Here is a 5,668-nt window from a genome sequence, read left to right on the forward strand (position 1 = left end):
TGCGTGATCGGCACCGGCATTTTCGTGCTGACGGCGGCCGGTGCGCAAAAGGCCGGACCGGGGTTGATGCTCGCGTTCGCCATCGCGGGCGCGATCTGCATCGTCGCCGCGCTATGCTATGCCGAAATCGCGGCGATGATCCCCGTCGCGGGATCGGCCTATACCTATACGTACAGTACGATGGGCGAATTGCTCGCCTGGACCGTCGGCTGGGCGCTGATCCTCGAATATGCGGTGGCGGCAAGCGCGGTCGCGGTCGGCTGGTCGGGCTATTTCACGGGCACGATCCTCAATCAGTTCCTCGGCGTTCATCTGCCCGCCTGGCTGTCCGCCGCGCCGCTGGCGCTCGGGGGTGCGCCGGGAGGGCTGATCAACCTGCCCGCCGTATTGATCGCGGGACTGATCACCTGGCTGCTGATGATCGGCACCACCGAAAGCGCGCGCGTCAATGCCGTGCTGGTGGCGATCAAGGTGACCGCCTTGACCACGTTCGTTTTCCTCACCCTGCCCAGCGAACAGTTCAGTGCCGGACGTTTCAACCCGTTCCTGCCCGCGGGCGTGTTCGGCGGCTTCGGCACGGGCGTCGGCGCGGTCGGGGCGGCGGCGACGATCTTCTTCGCCTATGTCGGCTTCGACGCGGTCTCCACCGCGGCGGAGGAGACGAAGAACCCGCAGCGCAACGTACCGATCGGGCTGATTGGATCGCTGCTGTTCTGCACCGTCTTCTACATCCTCGTCGCGGGGGGAGCGATCGGCACGATCGGCGGCCAGCCGATCATGGGCCCCAACGGCATTCCGTTCCCGACCGGATCGGAGGAATTGGCCCGGCAGTGCGCCCTGCCCGCCTACAGGGACGCGCTGGTCTGCTCAAATGAGGCGCTGGCGCACGTGCTGCGTGCGATCGGCTGGTCGAAGGTCGGCAACATGCTGGGCATCGCCGCTTTCCTGGCGCTGCCGTCGGTGATCCTGATCCTGATGTTCGGCCAGACGCGCATCTTCTTCGTGATGAGCCGCGACGGTCTGCTGCCCGAGCGGTTGTCCACGGTGCATCCGCGCTGGAAGACGCCCCATATCGTCACCGCGGTCACCGGCGTCGGCGTCGCGTTCGCCGCGGCGTTCCTGCCGGTCGGGCAACTCGCGGATATCGCCAATGCGGGCACGCTCTACGCCTTCATGATGGTCGCGATCGCGGCGATGATCCTGCGCCGCACCGCCAAGGATCATCCGCGTGATTTCCGCACCCCGGCATTGATGATCGTCGGCCCGCTGACGATCCTGGGCTGCGTCTTCCTGTTCTTCAACCTGCCGACCGCCGCGATGATGGTGCTGCCGATCTGGGGCGCGATCGGCATGGTCATCTACTTCGGCTACAGCCGCTCGCACAGTCACGTCGGGCGCGGAATCATCGGCAGCGTCGATGATCCGATGATCACCCCGGGCGCGCACTGAGGCAGCGCCCGCCCGCCGCCCCGGGTCCGGCCCCCGGGGCGGCCAGCGATACGCCCCGCCGTCGTTACGCGGGATTGACCGGCCGGCGCTGCAGCTCGTCGCGAATCTCGCGCAGCAGCACCACTTCCGCCGGCTCCGCCGCTGGCTCGGCGGTGCCCTGCGCCTTCTCATGCTCGACTGCGGCGATGACGCGATTGACGCTCCGCATGATCAGGAAGACGATGAAGGCGAGGATCAGGAAGTTGATCACCACGGTGACGAACTCACCATATCCCAGCAGCGGCACTCCCGCCTCCTTCAGCTGCGCGTAACTGTCCAGCGATCCGCGATAGTTCGCCGGCACGGGCCCCAGCCGGACGAAGTAGCTGGAGAAATCGAGTCCGCCGAACAGCGCGCCGACCACCGGCATGATGACGTCGTCGGTCAGCGACTTGGTGATGGTGGCGAAGGCGCCGCCGATGATCACCCCGATGGCAAGATCGAGCACGTTGCCGCGTGCGATAAAGGCCCTGAAATCCTTGAGCATGTGCCCGTCCTCCTCTGTTGTCGTCCCGAAATAAACTGAAGGGCGGGCATTCACGAGCCTGAATCGGTGTTCTATATGCGTGACACAGACAGTGGAGAGCAGGTTCGATGATCCGTCGCTATGTTGCCCCCGTGATGCTGGCGCTGCCGCTCGCCGCCTGCGGGCTGAACAGTGTTCCCACCGCCGAGGAAACCGCCAAGGCGCGCTGGGCCGACGTGCAGAACGAATATCAGCGCCGCGCCGACCTGATCCCCAATCTGGTCAGCACCGTGAAGGGCTATGCCAAGCAGGAATCGAGCGTCTTGATCGGCGTGACGCAGGCGCGCGCCGACGCGAACCGCATCGTCGTTTCGGGTGACGAGCTCAGCAACCCCGCCAAGGTGCAACAGTTCGAGCGCGCGCAGAATGCGGTGACGCTGTCGTTGCAGCGCTTGCAGGAAGCCTATCCCGACCTGAAGTCGAACCAGAACTTCCTGTCGCTGCAATCGCAGCTGGAGGGGACCGAGAACCGCATCACGATCGCGCGCCGCGACTACAATCAGGCGGTGCAGGACTATAACACCCGCATCCGCACCTTCCCCGACGCGATCGGCGCGAAGGTCTTCTACGGCGCGAAGCCGCTGGTCCCCTTCCAGGCGACCACGCCGGGCGCCGAAACCGCCCCGACGGTGAATTTCAATAGCTGAGACGCGCGTCATGCCGCGCTGGCTGCGCGCCCTCTGGCTGTTGCTCTGCGCCATCGTCGCCCTCCCGGCGCTGGCGCAGAGTGAACCGGCCTTCCCACCGCTCAGCGGCCGTGTGGTCGATGCGGCGAAGATCCTGTCGCCCAAACAGGTGCAACAACTGACCCAGCTGTCGGCGGACGCCGAAAAGGCGAGCACCCGCCAGCTGGTCGTCGCGACGATCCCCGACCTGCAGGGCTATGCAATCGAGGATTACGGCTATCGCCTCGGTCGCGCCTGGGGGATCGGACAGAAAGACGCGAACAACGGCATCATCCTGATCGTCGCGCCGAAAGAGCGGAAGGTGCGCATCGAGGTCGGTTATGGGCTGGAGCCGATCATGACCGACGCCTTGGCGAGCGTCATCATCAATCAGACGATCCTGCCGCGCTTTCGCGACGGCGATATGGGTGGTGGCATCGTCGCCGGCGCGCAGGCGATCGCCGATCAGCTCAAGGCACCGCTGGAAGCCGCCGAGCAACGCGCGCAGGCGGCAGGCGCCACACGCACGAAGAAACAGGACAGCGTGGGCGACTGGATGGTCGCCGCCTTCTGGATCATCGTGGTGATCGTCATCGTGCTGCCGATGATGTTCGGGCGCGGGCGCGGCCGGCGCTTCGGCGGCGGCGGCGTGCCCCCGGTGATCATCTGGGGGCCCGGCTGGGGCAGCGGTGGCGGCGGTGGCGGCTGGGGCAGCGGCGGCTCCTCCTGGGGCGGCGGCAACGACAGTTTCTCCGGCGGCGGCGGCTCCTTCGGTGGCGGCGGCGCGAGCGGGGACTGGTGATGGCGCGGCTGGTGCTGACTGCGGCGGAGCGCGATGCGGTCACCGCGGCGGTCGCGGCGGCGGAGGCGGGCAGCGATGGCGAGATCGTCACGATCGTCGCCGCGCGTTCCGACGCCTATCACGACGTCGCACTGCATTATGCGGTGCTCGCGTTGCTGGCGATGACCGCGATCGGCGCGATCTGGCCTGGCATCTTCACCCCGTTCGATCGCGGCTGGGAAGCGGCCGATCTTTCGCGTGACCTGCTCGCCTTGCTGATCGCGCAGGCGCTGGCGTTCCTCATCGTCCGCGTCCTGCTGGCATGGCGGCCGTTGCGTATGGCGCTGACCCCGCGGGCGACCAAGGCGCGGCGCGTGCGCCGCCGCGCGGTCGAGCTGTTTCGCGTCGGCACCGAGAGCCGCACCGCCGGGCGCGAAGGCGTCTTGCTGTACCTGTCCACCGATGAGCATGGCGCGGAGATCGTCACCGACGCCGCGGTGCATCGCCTCGTCCCGCCCGAGCGCTGGGGCGAGGCGATGGCGGCGCTGGTGGTGGCGGTGCGCGACGGCCGCGCCGGCGACGGCATGGTCGCGGCGGTGAGCGCGATCGGCGCGATCCTGGCGGACTATCTGCCCAAGACCAGTGACAATCCCAACGAACTGCCGGATCGGGTGATCGAACTATGACGCCTATCGAGGACGACGCCGCGCTTCCCGCGGAAACGATGTGGGCGGGCAGATTCATCAAGGCGATCAAACAGGGCCGCTGGGAATATGTCGCCCGGCAGGCCGGGATCGAGGCGGCGGTGATCGTCGCGATCGACGCGCAGGACCGGGTCGTGCTGGTCGAGCAATTCCGCGTGCCGCTGGGGCGCCGCTGTCTGGAATTGCCTGCCGGGCTGGTCGGCGACGAGGAGGCCGGCGAAGCGGTGGAGGTGGCGGCGGCGCGCGAACTGGAGGAGGAAACCGGTTATCGCGCCGGGCGGATCGAGCCGCTCGGCTTCTTCCACGCCTCCCCCGGCATGGTCACCGAAGGCTTCACTCTGGTGCGCGCACATGATGTGGAGCGCGTCGGCGATGGCGGCGGCGCGGGGGATGAGGATATCGAGGTGCATCTTGTCCCGCGCCGGGACATCGCCGCCTTCGTCGCCGCGAAGCGCGCGGCCGGAGTGGCGGTGGACGTGAAAATGCTGCTGCTGCTGGCCGATGCGCTGATCTGAGGGCGCCGTCGCAGGCTAGAAAGACGTCATCCCGGCGATCCTACCGGAAATTGTCGGCGTAGCTTTGCAGTTTCAGCGTCTTGGTCGGCGTCGGGATCACCGTGTACGCCAGCCCTTCTCGCTCGGCATAGGCGATCGCGGCCTCACACGTCGGAAAGCCGAGGCGGATCTGGTCGCGGGTATCGCCGCTGCCTGCCCAGCCCGTCAACGGATCGGGCTTCTTCGCCTCGCCCGGTTCGAATTCGAGCTGCCATTGATCCGTGCGCGCCTTGCCGGACTGCATGGCGTTCTTGGGGCGTTGAAAGATACGGGCGGTCTGCATCGTGCGGCCTCCTCTACGATCCGCGCGGCGGGCGTGCAACGATTCCCTCACGGCGCTGGCAATCTTGCGGCAATCTTGCGGCGGGGGTGTGGGCACCTATATCGCCACAGGTCAACGCGGTTGCGCTGCCGTAACGGGGTGTGACCGGTGTCGTTTTTACGTTCGTAGGGGCTAGGCAAAGCACTCATGGCAAAAGTTATTGGTATCGACCTGGGCACGACCAACTCGTGCGTCGCCGTCATGGAAGGCGGCAAGGCCAAGGTTATCGAGAATTCCGAGGGCGCGCGCACCACGCCGTCGATCGTCGCCTTCGCCAAGGATGGCGAGCGGCTGGTCGGCCAGCCGGCGAAGCGCCAGGCGGTCACCAACGGCGACAACACGATCTTCGCGGTAAAGCGCCTGATCGGCCGCCGCTTCGACGATCCGGTCACCAAGAAGGACACCGAGCTGGTCCCGTACAAGATCGTACGCGGCCAGAACGGCGACGCGTGGGTCAACGCCGGCGGCAAGGATTACAGCCCGTCGCAGATCAGCGCCTTCACGCTGCAGAAGATGAAGGAAACCGCCGAGAGCTACCTCGGCGAGACGGTGACCCAGGCGGTCATCACCGTCCCCGCCTACTTCAACGACGCGCAGCGCCAGGCGACCAAGGATGCCGGCCAGATCG

Annotated in this window: 8 protein-coding genes; 6 read left to right on the forward strand and 2 right to left on the reverse strand. The window is 66.9% G+C overall.

Going from position 1 to position 5,668, the window contains the following annotated elements:
• A partial coding sequence (locus ACFDSW_RS14845; protein WP_375251050.1) for an amino acid permease occupies positions 1-1,449 on the forward strand: 1,449 nt, incomplete at its 5' end.
• Between the two features lie 64 nt (positions 1,450-1,513).
• On the opposite strand, the gene mscL is transcribed toward ACFDSW_RS14845, so the two are convergent.
• Positions 1,514-1,975, reverse strand: a complete 462-nt coding sequence (gene mscL / locus ACFDSW_RS14850) for a large conductance mechanosensitive channel protein MscL (RefSeq protein ID WP_375251051.1) — start codon at positions 1,973-1,975, stop codon at positions 1,514-1,516.
• A 107-nt stretch (positions 1,976-2,082) separates the two neighbouring features.
• Between mscL and ACFDSW_RS14855 the strand changes: the two genes are divergently transcribed.
• Genes ACFDSW_RS14855 through ACFDSW_RS14870 form a run of 4 tightly spaced genes read left to right on the forward strand, consistent with a single transcriptional unit; the run spans position 2,083 to position 4,679 of the window.
• Complete coding sequence (locus ACFDSW_RS14855) at positions 2,083-2,661, forward strand: LemA family protein (RefSeq protein ID WP_375251052.1); 579 nt, start codon at positions 2,083-2,085, stop codon at positions 2,659-2,661.
• A 10-nt stretch (positions 2,662-2,671) separates the two neighbouring features.
• Positions 2,672-3,481 carry a TPM domain-containing protein gene (locus ACFDSW_RS14860; protein WP_375251053.1) on the forward strand — a complete coding sequence of 270 codons (810 nt, stop codon included), beginning with the start codon at positions 2,672-2,674 and terminating at the stop codon, positions 3,479-3,481.
• The gene (locus ACFDSW_RS14865) at positions 3,481-4,146 is read left to right on the forward strand and encodes a TPM domain-containing protein (RefSeq protein WP_375251057.1); all 666 of its coding nucleotides are present in this window, start codon (positions 3,481-3,483) and stop codon (positions 4,144-4,146) included. The genes ACFDSW_RS14860 and ACFDSW_RS14865 overlap by 1 nt, the downstream gene beginning before the upstream one ends.
• Positions 4,143-4,679 (forward strand): NUDIX hydrolase, encoded by a 537-nt coding sequence (locus tag ACFDSW_RS14870; protein WP_375251054.1) that lies wholly within the window; start codon positions 4,143-4,145, stop codon positions 4,677-4,679. Before ACFDSW_RS14865 ends, ACFDSW_RS14870 begins: the two co-directional genes overlap by 4 nt.
• Before the next feature lie 40 nt (positions 4,680-4,719).
• Here ACFDSW_RS14870 and ACFDSW_RS14875 read toward each other — a convergent pair whose 3' ends face one another.
• Positions 4,720-5,001 carry an ETC complex I subunit gene (locus ACFDSW_RS14875; protein ID WP_375251055.1) on the reverse strand — a complete coding sequence of 94 codons (282 nt, stop codon included), beginning with the start codon at positions 4,999-5,001 and terminating at the stop codon, positions 4,720-4,722.
• Positions 5,002-5,187: 186 nt separating this feature from the next.
• Here ACFDSW_RS14875 and ACFDSW_RS14880 point away from each other — a divergent pair.
• Positions 5,188-5,668: Hsp70 family protein (locus ACFDSW_RS14880; protein ID WP_375251056.1), on the forward strand; the 481-nt coding region annotated here is incomplete at its 3' end.

Origin of the sequence: Sphingomonas sp. (assembly GCF_042091075.1) — a bacterium.
In the GTDB taxonomy this organism is placed as follows: Bacteria; Pseudomonadota; Alphaproteobacteria; order Sphingomonadales; family Sphingomonadaceae; genus Sphingomonas.

Bases quoted from the DNA above. Each gene is read 5' to 3' on its own strand.
- ACFDSW_RS14860 (WP_375251053.1), top strand. From the start codon at position 2,672: ATGCCGCGCTGGCTGCGCGCCCTCTGGCTGTTGCTCTGCGCCATCGTC.
- ACFDSW_RS14865 (WP_375251057.1), top strand. From the start codon at position 3,481: ATGGCGCGGCTGGTGCTGACTGCGGCGGAGCGCGATGCGGTCACCGCG.
- ACFDSW_RS14870 (WP_375251054.1), top strand. From the start codon at position 4,143: ATGACGCCTATCGAGGACGACGCCGCGCTTCCCGCGGAAACGATGTGG.
- ACFDSW_RS14875 (WP_375251055.1), bottom strand. From the start codon at position 5,001: ATGCAGACCGCCCGTATCTTTCAACGCCCCAAGAACGCCATGCAGTCC.
- mscL (WP_375251051.1), bottom strand. From the start codon at position 1,975: ATGCTCAAGGATTTCAGGGCCTTTATCGCACGCGGCAACGTGCTCGAT.
- ACFDSW_RS14855 (WP_375251052.1), top strand. From the start codon at position 2,083: ATGATCCGTCGCTATGTTGCCCCCGTGATGCTGGCGCTGCCGCTCGCC.